General features: G+C 61.0%; 28 protein-coding genes and 1 tRNA gene. 9 read left to right on the top strand and 20 right to left on the bottom strand.

Annotated features, from left to right (window positions below; translation table 11 throughout):
- Positions 1-43: 43 nt before the first annotated feature.
- From tolB to ruvC, 9 genes are all read right to left on the bottom strand, one after another.
- Positions 44-1,378 (bottom strand): Tol-Pal system beta propeller repeat protein TolB, encoded by a 1,335-nt coding sequence (gene tolB, locus POI8812_RS04355; protein ID WP_108781270.1) that lies wholly within the window; start codon positions 1,376-1,378, stop codon positions 44-46.
- Between the two features lie 60 nt (positions 1,379-1,438).
- Complete coding sequence (gene tolA, locus POI8812_RS04350; protein ID WP_108781269.1) at positions 1,439-2,719, bottom strand: cell envelope integrity protein TolA; 1,281 nt, start codon at positions 2,717-2,719, stop codon at positions 1,439-1,441.
- 3 nt (positions 2,720-2,722) lie between these two features.
- On the bottom strand, positions 2,723-3,196 hold the full coding sequence (locus POI8812_RS04345) for an ExbD/TolR family protein (protein WP_108781268.1): 474 nt from the start codon (positions 3,194-3,196) through the stop codon (positions 2,723-2,725).
- Positions 3,196-3,897: a protein TolQ gene (tolQ, locus tag POI8812_RS04340; RefSeq protein ID WP_108781267.1), complete on the bottom strand. Its 702-nt coding sequence runs from the start codon at positions 3,895-3,897 to the stop codon at positions 3,196-3,198. The genes POI8812_RS04345 and tolQ overlap by 1 nt, the downstream gene beginning before the upstream one ends.
- A gap of 128 nt (positions 3,898-4,025) precedes the next feature.
- Complete coding sequence (ybgC, locus tag POI8812_RS04335; protein ID WP_108781266.1) at positions 4,026-4,424, bottom strand: tol-pal system-associated acyl-CoA thioesterase; 399 nt, start codon at positions 4,422-4,424, stop codon at positions 4,026-4,028.
- Entirely contained in the window at positions 4,421-5,056 is a 636-nt protein-coding gene (locus POI8812_RS04330) for a hypothetical protein (protein WP_108781265.1), read from the bottom strand. Before POI8812_RS04330 ends, ybgC begins: the two co-directional genes overlap by 4 nt.
- Before the next feature lie 52 nt (positions 5,057-5,108).
- Positions 5,109-6,152: a Holliday junction branch migration DNA helicase RuvB gene (gene ruvB, locus POI8812_RS04325; RefSeq protein ID WP_370739568.1), complete on the bottom strand. Its 1,044-nt coding sequence runs from the start codon at positions 6,150-6,152 to the stop codon at positions 5,109-5,111.
- Positions 6,153-6,209: 57 nt separating this feature from the next.
- Positions 6,210-6,881: a Holliday junction branch migration protein RuvA gene (ruvA, locus tag POI8812_RS04320; RefSeq protein WP_108781264.1), complete on the bottom strand. Its 672-nt coding sequence runs from the start codon at positions 6,879-6,881 to the stop codon at positions 6,210-6,212.
- Positions 6,878-7,384, bottom strand: a complete 507-nt coding sequence (gene ruvC / locus POI8812_RS04315) for a crossover junction endodeoxyribonuclease RuvC (protein ID WP_108781263.1) — start codon at positions 7,382-7,384, stop codon at positions 6,878-6,880. The genes ruvA and ruvC overlap by 4 nt, the downstream gene beginning before the upstream one ends.
- 271 nt (positions 7,385-7,655) lie before the next feature.
- On the opposite strand from ruvC, the gene POI8812_RS04310 reads away from it, so the two are divergent.
- A complete protein-coding gene (locus POI8812_RS04310) occupies positions 7,656-7,880 on the top strand; it encodes a DUF1127 domain-containing protein (protein WP_108781262.1) in 225 nt (74 codons plus the stop codon).
- A 63-nt stretch (positions 7,881-7,943) separates the two neighbouring features.
- On the opposite strand, the gene POI8812_RS04305 is transcribed toward POI8812_RS04310, so the two are convergent.
- The 3 genes from POI8812_RS04305 to POI8812_RS04295 form a co-directional block, all read right to left on the bottom strand.
- Positions 7,944-8,810 carry a 50S ribosomal protein L11 methyltransferase gene (locus POI8812_RS04305; RefSeq protein WP_108781261.1) on the bottom strand — a complete coding sequence of 289 codons (867 nt, stop codon included), beginning with the start codon at positions 8,808-8,810 and terminating at the stop codon, positions 7,944-7,946.
- 112 nt (positions 8,811-8,922) lie between these two features.
- Positions 8,923-9,570 carry a peptide-methionine (S)-S-oxide reductase MsrA gene (gene msrA / locus POI8812_RS04300; protein WP_108781260.1) on the bottom strand — a complete coding sequence of 216 codons (648 nt, stop codon included), beginning with the start codon at positions 9,568-9,570 and terminating at the stop codon, positions 8,923-8,925.
- Between the two features lie 92 nt (positions 9,571-9,662).
- A complete protein-coding gene (locus POI8812_RS04295; RefSeq protein ID WP_108781259.1) occupies positions 9,663-10,898 on the bottom strand; it encodes an MFS transporter in 1,236 nt (411 codons plus the stop codon).
- A 138-nt stretch (positions 10,899-11,036) separates the two neighbouring features.
- On the opposite strand from POI8812_RS04295, the gene POI8812_RS04290 reads away from it, so the two are divergent.
- On the top strand, positions 11,037-12,080 hold the full coding sequence (locus POI8812_RS04290) for a dipeptidase (protein ID WP_108781258.1): 1,044 nt from the start codon (positions 11,037-11,039) through the stop codon (positions 12,078-12,080).
- A 76-nt stretch (positions 12,081-12,156) separates the two neighbouring features.
- Here the strand turns inward: POI8812_RS04290 and rpsD are convergent, their stop codons facing one another.
- Positions 12,157-12,777 carry a 30S ribosomal protein S4 gene (gene rpsD, locus POI8812_RS04285; RefSeq protein WP_108781257.1) on the bottom strand — a complete coding sequence of 207 codons (621 nt, stop codon included), beginning with the start codon at positions 12,775-12,777 and terminating at the stop codon, positions 12,157-12,159.
- Positions 12,778-12,984: 207 nt separating this feature from the next.
- Between rpsD and rlmJ the strand changes: the two genes are divergently transcribed.
- Positions 12,985-13,719 carry a 23S rRNA (adenine(2030)-N(6))-methyltransferase RlmJ gene (rlmJ, locus tag POI8812_RS04280; protein ID WP_108781256.1) on the top strand — a complete coding sequence of 245 codons (735 nt, stop codon included), beginning with the start codon at positions 12,985-12,987 and terminating at the stop codon, positions 13,717-13,719.
- Between the two features lie 102 nt (positions 13,720-13,821).
- Here the strand turns inward: rlmJ and POI8812_RS04275 are convergent.
- From POI8812_RS04275 to hemC, 5 genes are all read right to left on the bottom strand, one after another.
- Positions 13,822-13,897 (bottom strand) — tRNA-Thr (locus tag POI8812_RS04275).
- A gap of 51 nt (positions 13,898-13,948) precedes the next feature.
- Positions 13,949-15,451, bottom strand: coding sequence for a heme biosynthesis protein HemY (locus POI8812_RS04270; protein ID WP_108781255.1), 1,503 nt, complete (start codon positions 15,449-15,451; stop codon positions 13,949-13,951).
- 22 nt (positions 15,452-15,473) lie between these two features.
- Positions 15,474-17,117, bottom strand: coding sequence for a COG4223 family protein (locus POI8812_RS04265; protein ID WP_108781254.1), 1,644 nt, complete (start codon positions 17,115-17,117; stop codon positions 15,474-15,476).
- 77 nt (positions 17,118-17,194) lie between these two features.
- Entirely contained in the window at positions 17,195-17,896 is a 702-nt protein-coding gene (locus POI8812_RS04260; RefSeq protein WP_108781253.1) for a uroporphyrinogen-III synthase, read from the bottom strand.
- On the bottom strand, positions 17,889-18,824 hold the full coding sequence (hemC, locus tag POI8812_RS04255; RefSeq protein WP_108781252.1) for a hydroxymethylbilane synthase: 936 nt from the start codon (positions 18,822-18,824) through the stop codon (positions 17,889-17,891). The genes POI8812_RS04260 and hemC overlap by 8 nt, the downstream gene beginning before the upstream one ends.
- Before the next feature lie 83 nt (positions 18,825-18,907).
- On the opposite strand from hemC, the gene tsaD reads away from it, so the two are divergent.
- The 6 genes from tsaD (at position 18,908) to POI8812_RS04225 (ending at position 23,255) form a co-directional block, all read left to right on the top strand.
- A complete protein-coding gene (gene tsaD / locus POI8812_RS04250; RefSeq protein WP_108781251.1) occupies positions 18,908-19,999 on the top strand; it encodes a tRNA (adenosine(37)-N6)-threonylcarbamoyltransferase complex transferase subunit TsaD in 1,092 nt (363 codons plus the stop codon).
- Positions 20,000-20,012: 13 nt separating this feature from the next.
- Positions 20,013-20,288, top strand: coding sequence for a YciI family protein (locus POI8812_RS04245; RefSeq protein ID WP_108781250.1), 276 nt, complete (start codon positions 20,013-20,015; stop codon positions 20,286-20,288).
- Position 20,289: 1 nt separating this feature from the next.
- Positions 20,290-20,709: an EVE domain-containing protein gene (locus POI8812_RS04240; protein ID WP_108781249.1), complete on the top strand. Its 420-nt coding sequence runs from the start codon at positions 20,290-20,292 to the stop codon at positions 20,707-20,709.
- A gap of 232 nt (positions 20,710-20,941) precedes the next feature.
- The gene (locus POI8812_RS04235; protein ID WP_108781248.1) at positions 20,942-22,333 is read left to right on the top strand and encodes an MATE family efflux transporter; all 1,392 of its coding nucleotides are present in this window, start codon (positions 20,942-20,944) and stop codon (positions 22,331-22,333) included.
- Positions 22,330-22,761, top strand: a complete 432-nt coding sequence (locus tag POI8812_RS04230; RefSeq protein WP_108781247.1) for a glyoxalase superfamily protein — start codon at positions 22,330-22,332, stop codon at positions 22,759-22,761. Before POI8812_RS04235 ends, POI8812_RS04230 begins: the two co-directional genes overlap by 4 nt.
- A 110-nt stretch (positions 22,762-22,871) precedes the next feature.
- A complete protein-coding gene (locus POI8812_RS04225) occupies positions 22,872-23,255 on the top strand; it encodes a DUF1761 domain-containing protein (RefSeq protein ID WP_108781246.1) in 384 nt (127 codons plus the stop codon).
- A gap of 110 nt (positions 23,256-23,365) precedes the next feature.
- Here the strand turns inward: POI8812_RS04225 and POI8812_RS17530 are convergent, their stop codons facing one another.
- Both POI8812_RS17530 and ahcY read right to left on the bottom strand, forming a co-directional pair.
- On the bottom strand, positions 23,366-23,710 hold the full coding sequence (locus POI8812_RS17530) for a hypothetical protein (RefSeq protein ID WP_146186117.1): 345 nt from the start codon (positions 23,708-23,710) through the stop codon (positions 23,366-23,368).
- Between the two features lie 374 nt (positions 23,711-24,084).
- Positions 24,085-25,485, bottom strand: coding sequence for an adenosylhomocysteinase (ahcY, locus tag POI8812_RS04220; RefSeq protein WP_108781245.1), 1,401 nt, complete (start codon positions 25,483-25,485; stop codon positions 24,085-24,087).
- Between the last annotated feature and the right edge of the window lie 166 nt (positions 25,486-25,651).

Here is a 25,651-nt window from a genome sequence, read left to right as displayed (position 1 = left end):
CCCGCTCACCGGATCGCATCGGCCTTCTCATCCACGCGCGGCCTCAATTCGCGCGCAGCGGTGACCAGTTGGGGTCAGACCCACCCGCCGGGGTTGGTACATACCGCAAATTCTGGCCGGTAACATCGACTGACACAAGCGCGGCGGCGCCCAACGGCCCCGGCGTCTCACGGAAGAACATCAGAACCCGACCGTTCGGCGACCATGTCGGGCCTTCGTCGAGGAAGGAGGCTGTCAGCAACTGCTCTCGCGATCCGTCCGTATTCATGACGCCAACATGGAAACGGCCAGAGATGCTCGCCGTGAAGGCGATGCGGTCGCCGCGCGGGCTCCATACCGGGGTGCCGTAAGTTCCGTTGCCAAAGCTGATGCGACGGGCCGTGCCGCCGTTGGCAGGCATCACGTATAATTGCTGGCTTCCGCCCCGGTCACTCTCAAACACAATTTGCGATCCATCCGGGGAAAAGCTGGGCGCAGTATCGATCGCAGGGCTGCGGGTCAAACGGGTCCGCGCACCTGTGGCAAGATCAATCGTAAAGATATCGGTATTTGCGCCACTCGTCTGGCTCAGCACCACGCGACGACCATCCGGGGAAAACCTTGGCGCGAAACTCATGCCCTCGGTGTTGCCCAGCGTCTGGCGCGCGCCAGTGACCAGATCCTGAAGATAGACTTGCGGGAACCCGGTGCGATAGCTGGTGTAAAGAATCGCGGTACCGTTCGGTGCAAATCGGGGCGCCAGAACCAGATCGCTGCCATCCGTCAGATAGCGCACATTTGCGCCATCCTGATCCATGATGGCGATCCGCTTCACACGCGCATTCTTTGGGCCCGTCTCAGCAACAAAAACGATCTCACTGTCGAAATAGGCGCTCTCACCGGTGAGCCGAGTGTAGATCACATCCGACGCCTTATGCGCCGCACGCCGCCAGTTGGCCTGATCCGTGGTGAAGGTCACACCATCACCGATCTGTGTGTTGTTGAACGTGTCCCAAAGCTGGACCGCGACCGTCAAACGCCCATCCGCACCGATGGACGTCGCCCCGGTCACAAGGCCCTGCGCATTGATCACGGTCCAGTCCGTAAAGGTCGGCGTCACATCAAAATTCGGACGCGGCGTGATGAACGCGTCGGGTGAGATCGCTCGAAACAACCCGGTTCCCGTCAGGTTTGCGGTGATGACCTCTGCCACCTGACCCGAAAACTGCTCCGCCGCCGCATCCCGCGCCGTAAACTGCGGAATTGCCATTGGGATCGGTTCAAATACGCCCCGTCCAATTGTCGCGCGCAACGGCTCTCCGGTCTGCGCGAACAGCCCACCGGGCAGCGCGAGGACCAAGAGCGCGCAAAGCGCGCCAAATAGGTTTCTGATCGACATAGTGCTCACCTCATTACCCCAATTTTGTATGAGACGGCCCCGATCTTATGCCGGGTGCTGTCAGAAGCTCCAACCGCTGGACGGTGATGCTCCCTGCGATGCATCGAATGTTAGCTCGACGCGCCGCCATTGCTCGTACTTCTCTTGCGGAAGCTCAAATTCGTTGCCCCTGCTGGCAATCAGGATCGCGCGTCGCGCCGCCTGAAAAGTCTGTTCCTGCGTCGCCTCTGGCCCTGTGCCAGAGATCTTGACGACATCACCAACCACCTGCCCGTTCGGATCGAGCTCAAAGGCAACCGTGACGACCGTCTGATCGAAGCCGGGCAGACCCGACAGGCTCGCCAAATTCCAACGGTCCTCGATTGCTGACGTCATGCTGCCGATCTCTCCGGCCAGAAGCGGTGGACCCAGAGACGGTGCTTCTTCCACCGGCTGCGCCGGCTCGTCGTCTTCGTCGGTGGCCGTCGGTGCTTCTTCGGCAGGTGTCTCTTCCGGCTCCTCCGCGACAGGGGCTTCGGGCTCGGCCGGTTCTTCAACTTCTGCGACCTGCGGCTCTTCGGGCTGCGGGCGGGCCCGAGGTGGCGCTGCGACCAGCGGGGCCGCGTCCTCCTCGGTGACTTCCGCGACCTCTGTGCTGTCCTCAGGCAGCGGGTCCAGCGGCAGATCCTCGGGCAGATCTTCCGCGATCTCAGGAACGATCTCGGTGGCTGCTTCCTCGGGCGCGGTCGCCTCTTGCGGCGTCTCATCCGTCGTGCCGTTTTCGCTCAGCACAACCTCTTCCTGCTGTTCATCCGCAGTCTCGGCCTCTTCAGGCGGCGGGGCTGCGGGCGTGGTATCAATGCGCAGGCTCGGTCGTTGGGGGGCTGGCGGGCGCATGCCCCCAGGGCGCGCTGCCTGTGTCGGCCTCGCCCGATCAGGTCTCGCCGTCGGCACGACAAGCGCGGTATCGAAACTCTGCGGCAATGTCGGCGCCAGATCAGCCGTCGAGGTTCCCGCGCTCACCCGGTTCTGCACCAGAACTGCGGAAAGGTCCGCTTCAGCATCCGCGGCACTCGGATCATCGGGGCCGTCAACATCGTTGATGGTGACTTCCATCTCGAAATCGGGCTGCTCTGCATCAAAAATTTCGGAGTCAGGCGCTGCGCCCAACATGGCCAGCTCGGTCCCGACCATATCCGGTGCCTGTGACACCGCGGCCGAAAACTCGTCTTCCGTCATGATCGACACCTCGGTGACCACAACAGGTTCGAGGGGCAAATCCTCCTGCCAGCTGATTTCAGCCAGCGTTACGACCAGCAACGCAACATGCGCACCAGCGGAGAGGAGGATGGGACCGCGCACGGATCACTCGCCCCCTGCGCTATCCAGGGTCGGACCGTCACCGCTGGTCACCAGATTGATCTGCGTAAATCCGGCGCTGTTGAGCGCGCCCATGATCTGCGCGACCTGCTCGTAAGGGATGGTGCCATCCGCGCGCAGGAAGACGGCATTCGACGTGCGCTCCGCCGCGATGGCCCGCATTCGCGGGATCAGGCTGTTGCGGTCGATGGCAGTGTCCTGAACAAGTACCTCTCCCTCCGCCGTCATGGTCAGCGTCAGCGGACGCTCCTCATCCTGCGGCAGTGCCCCTGCCGCTGTTTCCGGCAACTGCACGGGAACACCGCTGGACAAGAGCGGTGCCGCCACCATGAAGATGATTAGAAGCACCAGCATCACATCGACAAAGGGCGTGACGTTGATCTCCGACATGGCCGCAGCCTGGCCGCGCCTGCGCCGCCGTCCACCGCCGCCGCCCCGCTTTGCCATTTGCGCACCCATCAGTCAGCCCGCTTTTCAAGCTGACGCGACAGGATCATCGAGAATTCATCGGCGAAATTCTCATGCGCACCCGAAATGCGATCGCTGTCCGCGCTGAGTTTGTTATAGAAAACCACCGCAGGGATTGCGGCCAAAAGGCCCAGCGCCGTCGCCAGAAGCGCTTCCGCAATTCCGGGCGCAACCACGGCAAGATCGGTGGATCCCTGCAAGGCAATCTCTTCAAACGCGTGCTTGATGCCCCAGACCGTGCCAAACAATCCGATAAACGGCGAAACCGCACCGATTGAGGCAAGCGATCCGAGCCCGTTGCCAAGCTTTTCTGCCTCTCGCGCGATGACAACGTTCATGGAACGATCAATGCGCTGCTGTGCGCCGGCAATCAGACCCGGTTGGCTGGCGCCCTTGTTCCACTCCGACATACCAGCCGCAAAGATCCGGCCCGTCGGCGCATCCGGCTTTTCGCCAACATCAGAGTGGATCTCATCGAGCATACGGCCAGACCAGAATGTGCTTTCGAACTCAGCATCCTTGGCTTTTGCGGCCCGGTAGACACGGAACCGGTCGAAAATGATCGCCCATGACCAGATCGACGCAATCACCAACATGATCATCACGATCTTGACCGTGATCGTCGCCCGCATGAAAAGTGCAATCAGCGAAAAATCGACCTCGCTGGCCGCGCCGAGAACTTCTGCTTCCATCTGCCTGCCGCCTGTCTGTCCAAAGTGCGGTTGTATCCGCACAGATTACCCCACTTGTCCCGTGACTGAGCCCATTATGCAAGGCGCTGTCGCGGTCCACTCCTCCAAAAGTTGTCTAGCAGCGTTCACTATTGCATGAAATCGGCAAGTTTGTGGCGGATTTCCGCCGGGAGCCGCGCGGGCCGACCCTCAAGCGACATGACGGCACAATCGATCCGCGCGCTCAATAAAACCTCGTCACCCCGCATCACGCGCTGCGGCATCGAGAAGCGTGCGCCTCGCATATCCTCAAGACCGGTTTCCACCGTCAGGATGTCATCAAAACGGGCGGGCTTGTGATAATCAGCCTCAACCCGCCGGACCACAAAAACCAGACCGGCTGTCTTCATGTCGAGTTGACTGATGCCCGCATCACGCACGGCGTCGGAACGGCCTCGCTCCAGAAACTTCAGGTAGTTTGCGTAATAGACGACCCCGGCCATGTCGGTGTCTTCGTAGTAGACGCGAAATGTAGATGTAGCCGTCATTGAAGGGGTCCCTGACTGGCGGTGATCCGCGCCTGCAATCGCAGCGCATGGGTCTCCGACTGTGTGGCAGAGGGCAGGACCGGATCGTATGCTGCACGCACAACATCCGCGATATCCGGGCGCAAAACCGGTCCGTCTTCCCCGGCAATCATAATGGAGCTTCCCAGAAACGCCTCGTCAGACCACAGCAGGATCGACTGCACGGCCTGCCCCAAAGTCAGTACATCCGCAGGAATGTCGGACATGATCTCATCCATCCGAATGAACACAAAGCAGGCTTTGATCGCGCCGTCTGGCTCAAATCGAAAAATGCGATACTGGTTTGCGTCTGCTGCCTGCAGGCGCCCCACCAGCGGCGCAAGATCGGGGATCAGCCGGTCAAGGTCCGGTGTCTCCAGCAGCTCTGACCAGTCCCGCAGGAAAAACCACATCATATTCGCGCCAAGCTCCGGATCAGTCTCGGCCATCTTATGCCCGGCGAGGGTCACCACCGCCTCAACCGCGCCCTTTACGGTCGCGATTGTCTGATCCTCGACGCCAAAAACAATCGGCGCAATCGGGCGCCCCCATCGCGCAAAGACAAACTCGCCATTAGACCGGGTAAACAGTCGGGTGATCGCCTCGACACTCATCACAGTCCTTCATTTTTTTCCCAAACTTGCCGACGAAGGCATGGCGCACCGGTTAGCTTTCGTCAAACAGATCCGATTGTTCAGCCCGCCGGGGCGGTGCAAGGCCCAGATGAGTCCATGCCTTGTGTCCTAGCATACGTCCGCGCGGGGTCCGCGCAATCAGGCCCTGTTGCAACAGAAAGGGCTCGATTACTTCCTCGATTGCATCCCGCGCTTCACTCAACGCCGCCGCGATGGTTTCGACTCCAACCGGCCCACCCCCATAGTTCTCGGCGAGCAGGCGCAAATAGCGCCGATCCGCGCCGTCCAATCCCAAATCATCGACGCCCAGCCGGGTCAGCGCCCGATCGGCGAGTTGCTGAGTGACGGTGCCATCGCCTTCGACAATCGCGAAATCGACGACCCGGCGCAGCAGCCGGCCAGCAATCCGCGGGGTGCCCCGCGCACGCCGCGCGATTTCTCGCGCGCCATCCGGTGTCGGAACCGTATCCATCAGTCGCGCCCCGCGCTCCACGATTTTTACCAGTTCATCGACGGTGTAGAATTCCAGCCGCGTGGGAATGCCGAACCGGTCGCGCAGAGGCGTCGTCAAAAGGCCAAGACGCGTTGTCGCGCCCACCAGCGTGAAAGGCTGCAGATCAATTCGCACTGTGCGTGCCGCGGGCCCCTCACCAATCACGAGGTCAAGCTCGAAATCCTCCATCGCGGGATAGAGCACTTCCTCAACCACAGGGTTCAGTCGGTGGATCTCATCAATGAACAACACATCACGCGCATCCAGATTGGTCAGGATCGCTGCAAGGTCTCCGGCTTTTGCCAGCACCGGTCCCGACGTCATGCGAAAATTGACGCCCAATTCACGAGAAACGATTTGCGCCAGCGTCGTCTTTCCAAGGCCCGGCGGACCATAGAACAGCGTGTGATCCATCGCCTCGCCGCGTTTGCGGGCACTCTCGATGAAAACACGAAGGTTCGCGCGCGCCTCGGCCTGACCGGTAAAGTCGTCGAGTGTCTGCGGTCGCAGGGCGCGATCCATTTCGGACCCGGCCAGATCCGCAGGCGTCTCATGCGGGCTCATATCGAAGGGATCACTCATGCTGACAGGCCGTATCCGATCCCACCACGCCGGTCCATCACCGATCGCGTCACTGGCTTAGCCTTTCGGGGCGAGCGCCTTGAGCGCCGCTTTGATGAGGGTCGATGCATCGTCCCCTTCAGCACTTGCGACGGCTGCGGCCGCCTCACCATGCGCATAGCCCAAATTGACGAGGGCCGAGAGCGCATCCGCCTGCGCGACCCCATCCGAGGAGGCTGCAGGCTCTTGCGTATCAACGACCACGGGTTCGGATACGTCCGACGTGTTCGCCGACGCAGGGGCTGTCGCCATGGCGCGGCGCGCGCCACTGGCCCCCAACGCCATGATCGCCGGGGCCTTGTCCTGCAACTCGTTCACGACCCGCGCCGCGATCTTGGGACCTATGCCGGGGGCCGCCTTTACAGCGGTCGCATCACCAAGGGCGATGGCCCGACTGGTCCCCTCTGGCCCCAAAGTGCCCAGAATAGCCAATGCCGCCTTCGCTCCGACCCCTTGTACCGACGTCAACAATCGATGCCATTCCTTCTCCGCAAGCGTGAGAAAGCCGTAGAGCTGCATGAGGTCTTCGCGCACCACCATCTCGGTATAGAGCGCGACTTGGGTTCCCTCAGCTGGCAGAGCGGCCAATGTCCGCTCGGAGCAATAGACGAGGTAGCCGACACCCCCCGCCTCAACCAGAACATGGTCGCCCATGCGATAATCCAACCGCCCCGAAACCTTCCCGATCATGCGCCTGCCCTCGCAATCGCCGCATCCAGCCGACCGGCAAATCGGGCGTGATGGGCATGGCACAATGCAATGGCCAATGCGTCCGCCGCATCCGGTCCCGCAATTTCAACGCCCGGCAATTGCATGCGCACCATATGATCGACCTGTGCCTTTGCAGCATGCCCAACGCCAACGACGACCTTCTTGACCGCATTGGGCGCATATTCAGCAACGCTCAACCCAGCCCGCGCCGGTACCAACAGCGCAATACCGCGCGCCTGGCCCAGCTTCAGGGTCCCGGCCGCATCCTTATTCACGAACGTATGCTCGACCGCTGCACAGACGGGCGCGAACCGCTCCACCACATCTGTCAGCTGATCGAAGAGCGTGTGAAGACGCGCGGCCAGATCGCTGCCTGACCCGGTGCAAACACCATTCCCGACATGGCTGATTCGAGATCCGGCAACGTCAATCACGCCCCAACCCATGCGCCGAAGGCCCGGATCGATTCCCAAGACACGCATCCGCCAGCCCCTCTCGCAAAAAATATCTTTCACAACGCTTAGCACGAAAGGGGAACATGGCAATAGGGCGGACAGGTGAAGGTCATTTTCGACACGCACTATTCTATCCGCGACACCTCGAAGCGCTTTGGTTTAACCCGTTAAGACCCATGCACAAATTGCATATCCGCCTAGGCCCAAACGCATCTTGTGGCGCCGCGCGACTTCCCCCAAATGCCGCGCAGAGCAGGATGATCCAGCTCGACATTGCTCGCATTTTTGGAGACCTGACATGGCAATGACCACCCAAACTTCTGTTGCACCATTCGGTGCCACTGCCGTTTACCGCTTCGTGACCGCAATTGACCGCGCCGTTCTGAAAGTGCGCCAGTGGATGATCGCGAACGAGACCGCTGAAGGGCTCCACCAACTCACTGACCGTCAGCTTGATGATCTTGGCCTGCTGCGCGCGAACATCGATGATGTCGCATCCGACATGGCGCGCCGCGTCTACTAAGACCCCGCCGATATCAAGACAGCTAGAGCCGCCCCAACCCGGGCGGCTTTTTGCTGCCGGCCCTCAGGCGCGACGCAATGTCAGTGTTGTCCACTCGCCAATCACGCGCCGCTCCATTCTGTGGAAACCGTAGCCCTGATAGGTCCGCTCCACACCGGTCGCCTGACGGTTCAGGATGCCCGAGAGGATCAAAACCGAGCCCGTTTCGGTATGCGTCACCATCTGAGGCGCAAGCCGGCGCAGCGGATTGGCGAGGATGTTGGCAAAAACCAGATCATATGGCCCGCGCTCGGTGAGGCGCCGATGCCGGAAACCAGGTGCTGTGACGCAGGCCACCCGATCGCCCAAGCCGTTCCAGCGCAAATTCGCCCGTGCGGTCACGGTTGCAAGGTCGTCAATGTCGCTTGCAATTGCGGCGCAGGGAAAAACTTTCGCTGCCGCCATCGCCAAGACGCCCGTGCCTGATCCGATATCGGCCACGTTCTCTGCCCGCAATCCCATCGTGATCAGTTTGTCGAGCGCCAAAAGGCAACCCTGCGTCGTGGCATGATGCCCGGTTCCGAATGCCATGGCCGCGTCAATCTCAAGCCCGATCCGATGCCCGGCGGCCCCACGGTCATGTGATCCGTGCACCACAAAGCGACCTGCCCGCACGGGCGCGAGTTCGCGTCGGACCTGCGCAACCCAATCCCGATCATCAAGCTTGGATACGGCAAAGGCCTCGGCGCCGTGCAGTGCCTCAAGCAGTGCAAGCCCCGCCCGATCAGGTTGCTCCGTAAAATAGCCGCCCACTTCCCACAAACCGGACCCGTCCTCGACCTCAAACACGCCGACACCGGTGGGCGCTGGATCGAGCGTCTCCATGGCTTCGCCAAGGGCGAGCGCGGGCGCTTCTCCGGCAAGGGTCGTCAGGGCGGTCCAGGTCGTCATCGCGGCTCTCCTGCAAAGTTCACGCGGGTATGCGCGGCAGGCTTGGGCCGGTCAAGCAGCGCGCGGAACTTTTGCTGCGAAAAGTCCCCCGCGCGCCGTCAAAAGGCAGGCCTTACGCCCCCACCCCAATCGGGCAGGTCACACCCGTTCCTCCGATACCGCAGTAGCCGCCGGGATTCTTCGCGAGGTACTGCTGATGATAGTCCTCCGCGTAGAAGAACTCTGGCGCGGAAACGATTTCAGTCGTGATCGCGCCATAGCCAGCCTTTTGCAGACGCGGCGCAAACTCGGCCTTTGTCCGCTTAGCGGCCTCCGCCTGTGCGTCGGTATACGTATAGATCCCCGAGCGGTACTGCGTCCCGGTGTCATTGCCCTGCCGCATGCCCTGGGTGGGATCATGCCCTTCCCAAAACACCTGCAAGAGTGCTTCATAGCTGATCACGTCAGGGTCAAAGACGACCAACACAACCTCATTGTGTCCCGTCTGCCCGGTGCAAACCTCCTGATAGGTCGCATTGGGCGTATAGCCACCCGCATATCCGACAGCCGTGGTATAAACGCCCTCCAGCTTCCAAAACATACGCTCCACGCCCCAGAAGCATCCCATCCCGAACATCGCTGTTTCCAGACCTTCAGGAAACGGGCCTTTCAACGGATTGCCATTCACAAAGTGGCTTTTCGCCGTCGGGATCGCGTCCGGGCGCCCGGGAAGGGCCTCAGCGGCGGGCACCATCGTCGACTTCTTACGGGTAAAGAACATGCATTTCTCCTTGCGTTGGCCCTAGATTTAGCCACCCGCCGCCGCCTCACAAGGGGGTGAGACGTTGTGTTCACACCCTTCTGATTGTCGCGTTACTCAGCCGGAGCAATCGAGCGCCCGGAAAAGATCGTCTCGTTGCCCTTCTCGGGATGCCTCGGGATCAACAGCGCTAGCATCAGCGAGATCGAGGCGAACGCCGCCGCGAGAATGAAAACCCCAGCCGGTGAGGTCAGCCAGAGATAGCCTAGCGCAGCGGGCAAAAACACGGCCGCAATATGATTGATGGTGAAGGCAACCGCCGCCGTCGGCGCAATATCTCCAGGATCAGCGATCTTCTGGAAATAGGTTTTCAGCGCAAAGGCCAGCGCAAAGAACAGATGATCCAGAACATAAAGCCCTGCCGCAATCGCTGCCCCAATCGCCAGATCGCCCCAATCGGCAAAGTAGAGCGCGCCATAGGCCAGAAAGATCGCAATCAGGCCGATATACTCAACCGTCAGCGCCGTTCGCTCCCCGAACCGTTGTACGAATGTCCCCATCATCGGCGCAAAGATCATGTTGGCCAGATAGTTGGCGAGGAAGAGGCCCGTCACCTCGTGCACCTCAAAGCCGAACTTCTCCACCATCATGAACGCTGCGAACACGACAAAGATCTGCCGGCGCGCGCCCGACATGAATTGCAGCGCGTAGTAGAGCCAGTACCGCTTGCGCAGCACCATCTTCTTGATCTGCGGATTTGGGCTGTCAAATTGCGGATAGGCCAGCCAGCAGACAAGCGCGAGCAGCACGGTCGCTCCACCCCCGGCAAGGTAAACCGCGTTATAGCTCCACTCGAACGTCTTCCACCCGATCACGAGTGCGCCGTAGGCCACCAAAGATGCGCCGGAACCCACGGCGACAATCCACCCCAGTAATTGCGGAGCTTTCGCCTTATCGATCCACTGAAGTTGCAGCGATTGATTCACCGTCTCGTAATAGTGAAACCCGATCGAGGAAATCAGCGTCGTGATGAGCAGGCCCTGAAAGCTAGGGAAGAACCCGGTTATCGCAACAGCGACTCCAAGCATGATAAGGGAAATGATGGCCAGCGTCTGCTCCCGCACGAAGATGATGATGAAAATCACCCCAATGGCGAGGAACCCGGGAATTTCCCGCACACTTTGCAGCCAGCCAATGTCAGCGCCGTCGAACTGCGCCGCCTCGATCACAAAGTTGTTGAGCAATGCCTGCCACGTCGAAAAGGCCAGCGGCATCGCCGCCGCCATCAGGATCAGCAGGGCAACGGGTCTGCGCCACTGCGGCAGCGCGCGGGACTCTTCAATCGACATAGACATGGCATGACCGTTACGCCCGCATCCGGGCCAAGCCAAGACAATTCAATGTGCGGGCACAATCCCGACGGTGGCGAGCCGCGCGGTCTGGACCTAGGATCGGCCCAGCCCCATCCCTCACCGCGAAGGTTCCCCATGTCGACACCCGCAATTTTTGACGGTCACAACGATGCCTTGCTTCGGCTTTACAAATCCGGCGGCAAGCCGGCACTGGCGGGGTTTCGGTCCGGCGGGCCGGGTCACATTGATCTGCCTACTGCCAAGGCGGGAAATCTGGCCGGGGGGCTGTTTGCGATCTTTGTGCCCGATGATGGCCCCTTCGACATGGCGGCGATGCTCAAGCCTGAATATGACTTGCCGACCTCTCCTAAACTGGAGCATGCGCCCGCCCTCGCAACGACACTTGCACAAGCCGCGCTGCTGATCGAACTGGACAGGCTCGGCGACGTGACGCTGTGCACTAGTGCTGCGCAAATTGAGCTGGCCATCACACAAGGCCAGCTCGCGGCCGTCATGCATCTCGAAGGGGCAGAGGCAATCGGCCCGGACCTCATGGAACTGGATGTGCTCTATGCGGCCGGCCTGCGCTCCATCGGGCCGGTCTGGTCGCGTGAGACGATCTTTGGCCATGGCGTACCCTTCCGCTTCCCCTCAACCGGTGACACCGGACCTGGCCTGACCGATGCGGGCAAAGCCCTCGCCCGTCGCTGTGCCGAATTGCGCATGGTCTTTGACACTTCACACCTGACGGAGAAGGGGTTCTGGGACGTGGCAGAAATCGGCCTTCCCCTCGTCGCCACCCACTCAAACGCACATGCCGTCTGTCCACATGCGCGCAGCGTGACAGACGCGCAGCTCAAGGCGATTGGGCAAACCGGCGGCATGGTCGGCCTTAACTTCGCGGGCGCCTTTCTGCGCCCGGATGGGCAGATGCGGGCTGAGGGTGCACTGGAATGGATGGTCCGACACCTCGATCATATGATCGAACACGCGGGCGAAGATCACGTCGGCATGGGATCAGATTTCGACGGCGCAGTCGTTCCGGCCGAGATCGGCTCGGCCGCAGGCCTCGATGCCCTGCGCGACGCGATGCGTGCTCACGGCTATGACGATGCGCTGATGGAGAAGCTCTGCCACCGCAATTGGATCGAACACCTGCGCCGCACGTGGGGGGAATGAGGCAAGCCACGCAATTCAAATGAAAAGGGCCGCCCATCGGGCGACCCTTTCCAAAATTCGATGATGTCGGCGAAGATCAGTTCTTCGCGTAGAATTCGACCACAAGGTTCGGTTCCATGACAACTGCGTAAGGCACATCGGCCAGAGCAGGCTTGCGCACGAAGGTCGCAGACAGCTTGGACGTATCGCAGTCGAGATACTCCGGCGTGTCACGCTCGGAGGACGCAACCGCTTCCATCACGATGGCAAGCTGGCGGGACTTCTCACGAACCTGCACGACATCGCCTTCCTTGACGCGGTAGGACGGGATGTTGACGCGCTTGCCGTTCACGGTGACGTGGCCGTGGTTCACGAACTGACGTGCGGCAAAGATCGTCGGCACGAATTTCGCGCGGTAGACGATCGCGTCCAGACGGCTTTCCAGCAGGCCGATCAGGTTCTCACCGGTGTCGCCGCGCAGACGCTCTGCTTCGGCATAGATACGGCGGAACTGCTTCTCGGTCAGATCACCGTAGTGGCCTTTCAGCTTCTGCTTGGCGCGAAGCTGGATACCGAAATCAGACAGCTTGCCCTTGCGGCGCTGGCCGTGCTGGCCGGGGCCGTACTCACGGCGGTTGACCGGGGACTTCGGACGACCCCAGATGTTTTCGCCCATACGGCGGTCGAGCTTGTACTTGGCAGACGTGCGTTTGGTCACGGCTGGATCCTTTCTATGTGCGCGTGTTGCGCGGTTGAAAGGTGCTTTCCTCTCCCTTTCGGGCGACAGGAGATCCCTTGCGGGGTCCACAAACACCAAGGCCCGCATGACCAATATGGCCATCGGGATGCGCGGGTTATACGGGGCAAACGGGCAGAGTCAACCGCCGCACTGGCTGTCATCTGCGCGATAGGGTAGACCCCGCTCATGCTGAGCTATCAACACGCCTATCATGCCGGTGGACCGGCCGATGTGCACAAGCATGTGATCCTGGCCCGCATGCTCACCGTGATGCTGCGCAGCCCTCGGCCAATCAGCTATCTTGAGACCCACGCAGGGCGTGGCCTCTATGATCTGGCAAGTGCCGAAACCGCAAAGACTCGCGAAGCGCATGAGGGCATCGCCATCGCAAATCTGGAGCGCGAACCGCTGGGTGAGGTCCTTGCCAATGTGCAGGATACGTTTGGCAACACCGCCTATCCAGGCTCTCCGGCGATCGCTGCATTGATGCTGCGCGATCAGGACGACATGCACCTGATGGAGCTGCACCCGGCAGAACATCGTGCGCTGTCCAACAACCTTCCCGGTGCAAATCTCCAGAGGCGCGATGGCTATGAGGGTCTTTGCGCCACCTCCGTTCCGCGAACCCATCAGACCTTGATCCTGATTGATCCGTCCTACGAGGTGAAATCGGAATATGTCCATGTGGCTGGCAAAGTTCCCCAGATCCTCGACACGCATCCGAATGCCACGATCCTGATCTGGTATCCCATCCTGCGCGCAGCCCGGCACGAAGCGATGGTGGATCAGCTTTCAGACCTCGCCCCGTTGCGCCACGAGATCAGCTTTGACTTGAAGGACGGAAAAGGCATGACCGGTTCCGGTATGCTCGTCCTAAATCCGCCCAAAGGCTTTGATCCCGGCCCCAAACGACTGCCCTAGCGGTGTCGTTTCATTTCTGTCGGAAACGCCCGGAAAAGGCGACCAGACGGCAGCACAATCTGCATGATATGGAACATCAGGCATTAGAAAAGCTTGGGAAAGTGGTGCCGCTGAAGGGACTCGAACCCCCGACCCCATCATTACGAATGACGTGCTCTACCAGCTGAGCTACAGCGGCGACGGCGTTTCTTTAGTCCGCCTGTTTCGGGCGTGCAAGCGCAATCATGCGCTAGCTCGCCTTTGGTTCTTCCCGCGCGCCGTCGGTCTCTGCCGCCGGGTCCTCTGCGGAGGCGGCTTGCTCCTCCACGATCTGCGGATCGGCATCCTCTTCCGCTTCGGGGGCATCGGCCTGTTCTAACATGCCATGGATCACCGGCAGCATCGCAGCCGACGTTGCATGTGTCGCCGTGGCTTCCGGCAGGTCCAGCCAATCAACCGTGTCAAAGCTATCGCAATTGGGGCAGACAGGCTCCCACCGGGCGTGGACAGCGCGGCAGTTCGAACAGGTCCACTGCGGCCCGCGAGGTGCCGTCAAAGCTCGGGTCAGCAGGCCGCGCACATCGCGATCCTCCGCCCCTTCGCCCTTTGCAATGGCCGCTTGCAGGGCCAGCGCACGCGTCGTCGGATGAGTCTCTGTCAAGTCGCCCAACGCGCGACGCGCAGCAGGAAAGTCCTCATCTGCAATGGCCAACTCGGCCCCTAGCATCCGGGCCTCAGGATGATCCCTGTGGAACCGCAGCAAGGGCTCGAATCGTTTCCGACGCTCTGCAGGGCTCTCACCCGCCTCAAGCTCGGCCAACGCCTCTGCCAGTTCGGGATGCGGTTCCATCTTCCACGCCTTGGTCAAGGCACGCTGGGCCGCTTTCGGGCTGCCATTGGCCGTGTGCACCTGCGCCACGGTAACTGCGGCAGGAACAAATCCTGGTGCAATCCTGTTTGCGTCGACCGCCGGTTCCTTGGCCTCAGCGATATTGCCGTGCGCCATCAAATTCCGTGCATCCGCGAGGCTGAGAACGGCATCCCGGCGATTGGCCACATCCTTCGGCAACGCCGCCGTCCGCATCTGAGTCGAGAGGGTTGAGCGGGCACCTGCCCATTGGCCCTGCTCGGTCTGCAAATTGAACAAGGTGGACTGAAGCCCGGAATGTTTGGGTCGAATGGCAAAGGCCTTTTCAGCCAGTTTCAGCGCGGTCTCGGTCTCTCCCATCGCGAGACGCTGGCGCATCAAACCATGGATACCAACAAAGCGCGTCCGCGGATCCTCCAGCATCGCCTTATATTGTTCTTCGGCCTCTTGGCGGCTTCCCGCCTCTTCCGCGGCCTGCGCGGTGACCAAGCGGGTCAGCTCTGGACGGCTCAGCAAACGGTCGGCTTTGCGCGCCTTGACCAAGGCGGTCTTTCCGTCGCCGGAGGCCTGCATCATCATCGCCTCGGCAAGCGCGTTAAAGCCGCGCCGCTCACGATTACGGTCAAAGAAGCGCGAAATCGCCGTCTCGTCCCCCGTCAGGAAGCGCAGCACCGCGATCAGCAGGCCTGCCACTTTGAGCAGGATGAAAAACGCGATCATCGCCAGCACCAGCAGGACCAGCACCTCAATCGGCTCAAACGGATATTCCCGACCACCCAGAGAGACGGTCAGCCCGCCATCCTGATCGATCACATAGAGCACGCCAAACGCCGCCGCGGTGACCAGAACGACAAACAGGACGATTTTGAGCAGAGACCAGAGCATATGCTTACTCTTTCCTTGGTAATCAGTTGCCGGCTTCAAGCTGCGCAGACAGCTCGTCATAACCGTTGAGAGCGTCCGCGCGTGCGTCGAGTTTTGCAAGCCATGTGCCCAGCACGGACTGCGCCGCATCGCTGAGCCCGTTGGCCTCGTCCCTTGCGGCATCGAGGTTGCCCTCACGCAAGCGCGCCTCGATCCGAGAGAGAACGGCATCGGTGTCCGGTCCCTCAAGCTCGGTCAGGGAGCGTCCCGCGACGCGCGCACGCAGGAAGGCTGACGCATTGCCAAACAGCCCGGCCCCTTCGCCCTCGGCCACGATAGCATCCTGGATGGCGGCATGTGCCAGATCGGGGAACTCACTCTCCAGCTGTTCCTGTGTGGCCACACCGGTGGAAGCTGATAGGCTCAGCCCTGGCGGGATCGTGGTCTGCGCGGCCAGCCCGTCCAAAGCATCTGCATAGGGCGCGCCGGTGGAAAGCGCATTGCGCAGCGCGATCATGTCGGCCTGCTCAGAGACCTCCATCACCTCGGCCGTCGCCTCAGCTTCAGCCTGTGCAACACGGTCATTGGCTTCCGCGATCTGCCGCTCGGCCGTGGCAGAGACGTCATCAATTCGCTGGCTCAGATTTCCATTCTGCTGGGCGAGCAGCGCAAGCTCCGCCCGCAGCCCCCCCAATGCAGCGGCAAAGGCGTCGATTTCGGCTGCATTCTCGCCAACCGCACCATCCGCACTCTCGGCGACACCGCTCAGATCAGCCCGCAGCGCATCCATTTCGGCGCGCAATCCTTCCAGCTGGACCTCTACCTGTCCAAGCCGCTCTTCGATCGGCGCGCTGTCAGAGGCGGCCACCTGGTCGGACACGGCGTCGACGCGCTCGGAAAGGCTCTGCGTTAGAGCAGCCATACGTTCTTCTGCGGCGATCATTTCCGCCTCGATCCGCGCATCCACATCGGAACCGGACAAACCAAGTTCAAGCGCTTCGATCCGCTCGTTCAGCCGCGCCTCTGCATCGGCAAGCTGGGTCTGCGCGGCACGCTCACCAGGCACCAGCCAATCTGCGACCGGCGCCATAAAGGGGGGCAGGTGCGGCGCGACCTTCGGTGCACCCCATAGAAACAAAACGCCCCCCGCGACGAGCAGGAACAGCCCCAGAAGGACACGGGATGCGATCGACGGCTGATCGTCTTCATAGTCGTCATACCCACCGTCATCATTCGCGTCCGCTGCTACCGGCGCGGCAGGCGGGATATAGTCAGGTGAGTTGGGATCGGTGGTGGACCGCTGGCTTATGTCCGCCGCTGCCCCGCCCCAAGGCGTAATCACTGGCGCAGGATCAGAGACTGCCTCAGGCTCAGTCGCTTCGACATCAGCATCCACGTCACCCTCCGGCACAGCACTCTCGGTACTGTCTTGCGCAGTATTATCCTGCTCCGCATCTGCGGAAACACGCTCCGAGTCCGTAACATCTTCAACCGCATCAGCCGCGACCGCCTCATCCTCTGCTTGAGCCGCACCCTCAGCATCGGCATCAGTATCGTCTGGGCGAGTTGCCTCAGCCTCTGCCGCGTCAGACGATTCCGATCCAGCCTCATCCTCCGATGCCGGAGGCGTAGACTCCACCATTTCGGCGTCTTCTACATCATCCGTGGGGCGTTTGCGGTTTGCCATAATATGGGTCTCGTCTCTCGTCGGTCGGTCGTCATTCTCATTGTACCTAGCACTGGCACAACGCGCTGCAAGCTATCCTAGCTGATTCCATTGCGCTGCAACATGCCTACAAATCCCGCCTCATCTGGTGTCAGGCTCACATGACACTGCGAAAAGCCAAGATTGTCGAGGGGACGCGCAACTTTCACACTGAGGCAAAAGGCGCTGACCTCTCGCAATGACCAGCCCTGCTTCAACGCCTCATCTGCAAAAAGCCGCGCGGCCCTGGGCGAAAAAAAGCAAATGCCGCCAAATCGGTTGCGCTCTAATCCGGCTTTCACCTCCGTCGAGAACGCCTGCGCAACTGCGTCATAGAGCGGATACGCGATGTAGCCATAGCCAAGCTTGGCCAATGACCGCTCGGGATCACCGGCAACATGCCGCCCGCGGACATGCAGGATCGCGCCGTCGTCAGCCCGCAGAGACGCGGCAATCAGGCGCACCAGCGCGGCCAGATCGCCAGAGGCATCCGACACCTCGAACCCCGCAGCCCGCGCCGCCTCGCTCGTCCGCGTTCCAACGCAAAAGGCGGGGAGTTGGACGGGCAGACCTGCGGCACGCCAACTGCCAACACCGTTTTGGGATGTGAACATCACCGCCTGTACACCGTCAGGCAGCGGTCCCGGTTCGGTCAATACGATCCGCGTCAGGGGGGCGATCACAGGCTGCCAGGGTGCCGGCACCCGCGCGGCGAAACGCTGTGCCAATACCTCTGGCCGCGTGATCAACAGGTCAGGCAAGAAATCCCGGGCCCGCCCGCTCTTTCAGGATACGACCAGCCGACGCGCCCATCGCCACTGCATCCGCGCGCGGGGCCCGCCATTCATCGGAATGGGAGATCTTGCCATCCGGGCGCACGATTTCACCCCGCAGCACGACATCCCCACCTTCCAGCGTTGCAAGCCCACCGATCGGCGTGCGGCAAGAGCCATCGAGCTCGGCCAACATCGCCCGCTCCACCCGGACACACAGCGCAGTATCCGCATGGTTGAGCGGCGCAATCAGGGCGGAGACGCCCTCATCCCCCTCCCGCTGCTCCAGCGAGATGGCACCCTGCGCCACCGCAGGCAGCATCACATCGACCGGCACGGGGTTGATCAGGTCGGGTTCATTGAGCCGTTGCAGACCCGCGCAGGCCAGAAAGGTCGCCTCTGCCAAACCGTCGTCAAGCTTGCGCAAACGCGTCTGCACATTCCCGCGAAACTCCACAAAACTGACATCCGGGCGCAATGCCAACAGCTGCGCGCGCCGGCGGATCGACGAACACCCCACAACAGCCCCCTGGGGCAAATCGGCAATGCTGGCATGTTTGCGGCTGATGAAACTGTCCCGAACATCTTCGCGCGGCAGATAGGTACTCAGCACCAGCCCATCGGGCAGAGTGTTGGCGACATCCTTGGTCGAATGCACGGCCAGATCGATACGCCCATCCATCAGGGCGGCCTCGATCTCTTTCGTGAACAACCCTTTGCCGCCAATCTCGCTCAGCGGACGGTCCTGCACGGCGTCACCTGTGGTGGTAATCACCGTGATCGCGAATGCCTCTTCGGGCATATCGTGCGCGTCCATCAGCCTCCGGCGGGTCTCGTGCGCCTGCGCGAGCGCCAGCGGAGACCCCCGCGTGCCAATCTTCAGCGGACGGTCGGGAGTGTAAACTTCACTTGTCATACCCCTACCTAGCCCGCCCGGACGCGCCCTGTCTATCGCTTCCCTGCATGGACGCCGTCCGTCGGGCACGATAGGACCATGGCATGAGCAAGCCTGCCCTCATCCTTGGCCTTGAATCGAGCTGCGACGACACCGCCGCCGCCGTCCTGCGCTGCACGGACGACGCGGGCGAGATCCTGTCGTCCAAAGTGTTCGGCCAAACCGACCTCCACGCTGATTTCGGTGGCGTGGTGCCGGAAATTGCAGCCCGCGCGCATGCAGAACGCCTCGACCATGTGACCGAAGCCGCCCTTTCTGCGGCAGATGTCTCGCTCGCCCAGATCGATGCGGTTGCCGTGACCGCGGGACCGGGCCTGATCGGCGGCGTTCTGTCGGGCGTCATGTTTGCCAAAGGCCTCGCCGCCGGGGCAGGCAAGCCGCTTATCGGCGTCAACCATCTGGCCGGTCACGCGCTGACCCCGCGCCTCGATCCCGGCCTGACGTTCCCTTACCTCATGCTGCTGGTCAGCGGGGGGCATTGTCAGTTCCTGTCAGTCACCGGGCCTGACAGCTTTACCCGTCTGGGCGGCACGATTGACGACGCCCCGGGCGAAGCCTTCGACAAAACGGCAAAGCTTTTGGGCCTGCCGCAGCCCGGCGGCCCGCACGTAGAGCGACAGGCCGCATCGGGCGATCCCACCCGTTTCCCGCTTCCGCGCCCCCTGCTCGACCGGCCGGGCTGCGACATGAGCTTTTCCGGCCTCAAAACAGCGCTGCGCCGCGCGCGCGATCAGCTTGTGACGGCCCAAGGCGGGCTCTACCAGCAAGACCGCGCCGATCTGTGCGCAGCCTTTCAGGCGGCGGTCGCAGGCGTGCTCGCCGAAAAGACCCGTCGCGCCATGGTTGCCTTCGCCTCCGAACATGGCCCGACGACCATCGCCGTCGCTGGTGGGGTCGCGGCGAACACGGCCATTCGCCACGCCCTACAGGACGTCGCAGACAAGACGGGCTTTGCCTTCACCGCCCCGCCGCTCCACCTTTGCACCGACAATGGCGCCATGATCGCCTGGGCCGGGTGGGAGCAGTTTCGCCTCGGCCACCAATCCGACATGACGCTGGCCGCCCGTCCACGCTGGCCGCTCGATCAATCCGCCGCCCCCCTGCTTGGATCAGGGAAGAAGGGTGCCAAAGCCTGAACAGGAGACCTCAATGCTCGTAGCTCTTTTCGCAAAGGATCGCCCCGGCGCGCTCGACATCCGCAAGGCAAACCGCGAGGCCCATGTCGCCCATCTCAAAGACAGTGGCCTGATCGCGCAAGCTGGCCCCTTGCTGGACGATAGCGGAGAGATGTGCGGCTCCCTCGTCATCCTCGACGTCGAAACCTTCGAGCAGGCACAGGAGTGGGCCGCAAACGATCCCTACGCAAAGGCCGACCTGTTTGAGAGCGTGACGCTCATCCCATGGAACCGTGTGATCGGAGGCTGACATGAACTATTGGCTCTTCAAATCCGAACCCAACACCTGGAGCTGGGATGACCAGAAGGCCAAGGGCGACGCGGGCGAGGAATGGGACGGCGTGCGCAACTATCAGGCGCGCAACAACATGCGCGAGATGAAGATCGGCGATCTTGGCTTCTTTTACCACTCGATGAAGGAAAAGAGCATCGTCGGCATTGTCGAGGTCATGGCCGAAGCACACCCCGACAGCAAAACCGACGATCCCCGCTGGGAATGTGTGGACATCAAGGCCGTGGCCGACATGCCCACGCCCATCACCCTTGAGGATTGCAAGGGTGAGCCGCGCCTTGCCGACATGATCCTGGTCAACAATTCCCGCCTGTCAGTCCAGCCGGTGTCCGCTGAAGAGTGGAAATTGATCTGCGAAATGGGCGGCTATCAGGGCTAGCGCGTCCAGGCGCACGCCCTCGAAAGTCTAAGCGCCCCCGGGAAAGGGGCGCTTGACGGGCCGGGCCGATCGGTCTAGCGGTGCGTCAGGTCGTAGACACCCGCCGCCCGCCGACATCTGTCTTGGTAAAGTTCTGCACTGGAAAAGTCTGTCCATCTCTCTCCGCATATCGCGCGGATGGCAATGCGGGTCCCATCTCAAACAGCGTGATTTTAGCGAAAGAGATCGGGATATGACTGACGCTCCCACCAACACATTTACCGATGGGCCACTAGGCCGCATCTACCTCAAGACCGCATTGCCGATCATCTTTGTGATGGGCATGAACGGATTGCTCTCCGTCGCAGACGCAATCTTCCTCGGCATCTTTGTCGGGCCAGAGGCACTGGCCGCTGTGACCTTAATGTTCCCGATCTACATGTTGATCGTCGCACTTTCGACGCTGGTGTCGAATGGTATGTCGAGCGTCCTGGCCCGCCATCTGGGCGCCTCCGATTGGGCGGGGGCCCGTGCTGTCTTTGCAGGCGCGCACGGGCTGGCCCTCACAGTTGGGGCACTGCTCATCGCGATGTTTACCGTGCTCGGCTCAGAGACGGCCCTGCTCGTCGCTGGGCAATCCCAACAGCTGGCTGATCTGGGCCTGATCTATCTGACGATCACGATCCTGTTCTGCCCCCTGCTCTTCGTTTTGTCTGTCAATTCCGACGCGCTGCGCAACGAAGGCCGCGTGGGCTTGATGGCAGGTATGAGCCTTTTCGTCTCCCTCGCGAATATCGCCTTCAACTATCTCCTGATCGCGGAGTTCGAGATGGGAGTGGCCGGATCGGCCTATGGCACAGCCGCCGCCCAGGCGCTCGCCTTTGCAATCATCCTCGCCTTTCGCATTTGGGGGGCGACCGTCTTGCGTCCCGCGGACCTGCTGCGCACCTCCTGGACGGGTCGCTGGCGCGAAATTCTGGCGCTCGGCGCACCACAAAGCCTGAACTTCATCGGAATTTCCCTCGGCGCGGCCTCGACCATCGCAGCACTGCAATGGGTCGGAGCACCGGGTTACGCGGACACAGTGACGGCCTACGGTATTATCACACGGATCATCACCTTCGCCATTTTACCGCTCTTGGGCCTTTCCTTCGCGATGCAGACCATCACCGGCAACAATTACGGCGCCGGTCACTGGCACAGGTCCAATACCAGCTTGCGGATCGCCCTCTGGGTCGCCGTCATCTATTGCAGCACAGTGCAGATCATCGTGCTCAGCGCACCGGCGCCCATCGCCTCGGCCTTTGTGGATGACCCTGCCATCATTGCCGAGGTCGTGCGCATCCTGCCGATCATGACAAGCGTCTTCTTCCTGATGGGACCGCTCATGATGGTGTCCGCCTATTTTCAGGCCATCGGCGCGGCGGCAAAGGCTGCAATCCTTGGCCTGACAAAACCCTATGCCTTCGCCATCCCCCTGACACTGTTGCTCCCGCTCGTGGTGGGTGAAATCGGGATCTGGCTTGCCGGGCCCATCGCCGAGTGCTGTTTGCTCGCGCTAACCGTGCTGGTTTTGCGGCACGCCGCGCGAACGGGCCCGCTACGCTGGGGCATTTTCCATACCGGGTTGGAGGCACGGCCATGAAAACGCCCCTTCCCACCAAGGCACAGGCAAAAGCGCTGGCCAGGCAATTGCGCACACGGCTAGAGGCGGCCGGTACCGACCTGACCCACACCGCAGCACTAGAGCGGATCGCACAGCAACACGGGTTTCGCGACTGGAACACGATGAGCGCCGCCCTTTCGGATGACCCAGCGCCATCTTGGTCCATCGGGGACAGGGTTACCGGGAAATACCTCTCCCACCCCTTCGCGGCACGGATCAATGCAATATCCGTGGTGCATGAGGGCTGGGTCAGGCTCGAACTTCAACTGGATAAGCCTGTGGACGTGGTCGCGTCAGAGCATTTCTCCAGCCTGCGCCACCGCATTCGCGGAACGGTCGGCCCCAAGGGCCACTCCAGTGAGATGACGAGCGACGGCACACCTCAATTGCAGATCGATTTGCTCTGATCATCAGCGCACCGGGCCGGGCAACCGGTTCGGTGCCCCAAGGCTTGCCTCACGCAGCCAATCACGCAAGACTGCGACATTCCAACGCACCAGATAGGGGAGTATCTGCCATGGAATTCGTATCTGTCCTCGCTGCGGCTGTAGTGATCTGGATCATCGGCGCGATCTGGTACGGCGTCGCCTCAAAACCGTGGATGGCCGCCAGCGGTGTCACCGCCGAACAAGCCGCCGCGATGAACAAGGTGATCTACCTTGCCAGCTTCATCGTCTTCATCTTCCTGGCTGGCTTCATGCGCTATGTCTGGGCCCGCATGGGTGTGGCCAGCGTCAGCGAAGGCCTCGTCATGGGCGCCTGCGTCGGAGCCTTCTTCGGCGTACCCTGGATGGCCGTGAACAACATGTACACCGGTCGCCCGATCATGCTGACCGTCATCGATGGCGCCTATGCTGTGATGGGATTAGCAGCGGGTGGGGCAGTGCTGGTGTTGGTCTAGCACCTTCTACAATCTCACTGGTGATGTCAGGGACAGGGTTTGTACCCGACAAGACAGGTGTCTTATCTAGAAGTAAATGCTGCGGTGGACAGAAATAAGTAAGCGCGGCGCTATTCATCTTGAGTAAAGATCGCATCCTTTAAGGAGGTTGCGGAAAACGGGACGCCTTGATCGAGAGCACTGGGTTGGTGCGCCATCGCGTAGTCCTCCAGGATCTCGACGAAACGGTCGAATTTCATACCTATTTCCAAATGATGGACCCAGATCACACGATCGCCATTCGGTAACGTCTCACCAGCAGGACGAGACTTAAGCGGTACCGATGTTGCGCTGGCCCCGCGGATCCATAAAAAAATGCCTTCTGTGGACTTCCATCCGCGCCGATATGGTGTCCAGTATCCGATCTTTTTGACGTCGCACCACGGAACTTCCCCGCCCAAAAGACGGTCAAACATCAACCCGCTTTTTGACAATACGATACGATTCCTTCGGGTTCTAATTGCCAAAAAACAAAAAGCGACAGATAAAACAGAAACTAAAAGACCCAACGAATTTTGTAAATAATGGTCGAAATCTGTATTACACTTTATAGTGCATGGCATGTATATTAGAGCGAACCCAAAAAACGCGAAAGCACACGCATACAGGATGGATTTTCGCATGCCAGCCCGCACAACGAGAGTCTCAGTCGGGTCGGCGCGCATCGAATATCTCAAATCAAGTGGTGCAGCAGCGACATGCTATTTCAGTCAAGCCTGTCTTCAAAACAAAAAAGCAGCACCACGACACCCGCGATGCTGCTTTTCCAATTCACGATCAGATCCGCGCGTTAGTAGCGATAGTGCTCCGGCTTGAACGGCCCCTCAGCGCTCACGCCGATATAAGCCGCCTGCTCATCCGACAGCTTGGACAGCTTCACGCCGATCCGGTCGAGATGCAGGCGCGCGACCTTCTCATCAAGGTGCTTGGGCAGGATGTAAACGCCCGGCTGATACTCTTCACCCTTCGTCCACAGCTCGATCTGCGCGAGCACCTGGTTGGTGAAGGAGGCGGACATCACAAACGAAGGGTGGCCCGTCGCGTTGCCGAGGTTCAGAAGACGACCCTCAGAGAGCAGGATGATGCGGGAGCCCGAAGGCATCTCGATCATGTCCACCTGATCCTTGATGTTGGTCCACTTGTGGTTCTTCAGGCTTGCCACCTGAATTTCGTTGTCGAAATGGCCAATATTGCCGACGATCGCCATGTCCTTCATCTCGCGCATATGCTCGATGCGGATCACGTCCTTGTTGCCGGTCGTGGTGATGAAGACGTCCGCAGTGGACACGACATCTTCCAGCGTCGTCACCTCGAAGCCGTCCATCGCGGCCTGAAGCGCGCAGATCGGATCGACCTCCGTGACCTTCACCCGTGCACCAGCACCGGCCAGCGACGCGGCAGAGCCTTTGCCCACGTCGCCGTAGCCCATTACGACAGCAACCTTACCGGCCATCATCGTGTCGGTGGCGCGGCGGATACCGTCCACGAGGCTCTCTTTACAGCCATACTTGTTGTCGAATTTCGACTTGGTGACGCTGTCGTTCACGTTGATCGCCGGGAAGGGCAGCTGGCCCTTCTTGTGCAGATCATAGAGGCGGTGCACACCGGTCGTCGTCTCCTCAGAGACACCCTTGATGTTCTCACGGGTCTTGGTGAACCAACCGGGGGAGGCCGCCATCCGCTTCTTGATTTGCGCGTGGATCACTTCCTCTTCTTCCGAGGTCGGAACACCCAGATCCTCACCCGCCTCAGCGCGCGCGCCCAGCAGGACGTAGAGTGTCGCATCGCCGCCATCGTCGAGGATCATGTTCGCGCCAACGCCGTTCTCGTCCTCGGGGAACAGGAAAGACTTGTCGAGGTAATCCCAGTGCTCTTCCAGCGACTGGCCCTTGATCGCGAAGACCGGGGTGCCACCCGCCGCAATCGCCGCCGCCGCGTGATCCTGCGTGGAGAAGATGTTGCAGGATGCCCAGCGTACATCAGCGCCCAGCTCCACCAGCGTCTCGATCAGAACCGCCGTCTGGATCGTCATATGCAGGGAGCCGACAATGCGCGCGCCTTTCAGCGGCTTAGCCTCACCAAACTCCGCCCGGCAGGCCATAAGCCCCGGCATCTCGGTCTCGGCAATGTCCAGCTCCTTGCGGCCAAAGGCTGCAAGCTCGATATCCTTAACGACGTAATCCTTGGCCATAGCGCCACGCTCCTCTATCACAACTTGCCGCGCGCATAGCACTGTGTGAGGGCCGGGGCAATGTGGTGTGCTATCAGACCGCAGACGACAACGTATCCGCGCAACCGAACGACCCGCATTGAACCCTCAACTTGATCTGAGGTTGAGGCCCCGCCAGTGTGACCCC

Source organism: Pontivivens insulae, assembly GCF_900302495.1.
Taxonomy (GTDB): Bacteria; Pseudomonadota; Alphaproteobacteria; order Rhodobacterales; family Rhodobacteraceae; genus Pontivivens; species Pontivivens insulae.
Note: the sequence above shows the minus strand (reverse complement) of the source record. Positions and strands in the feature narration are given on the sequence as shown.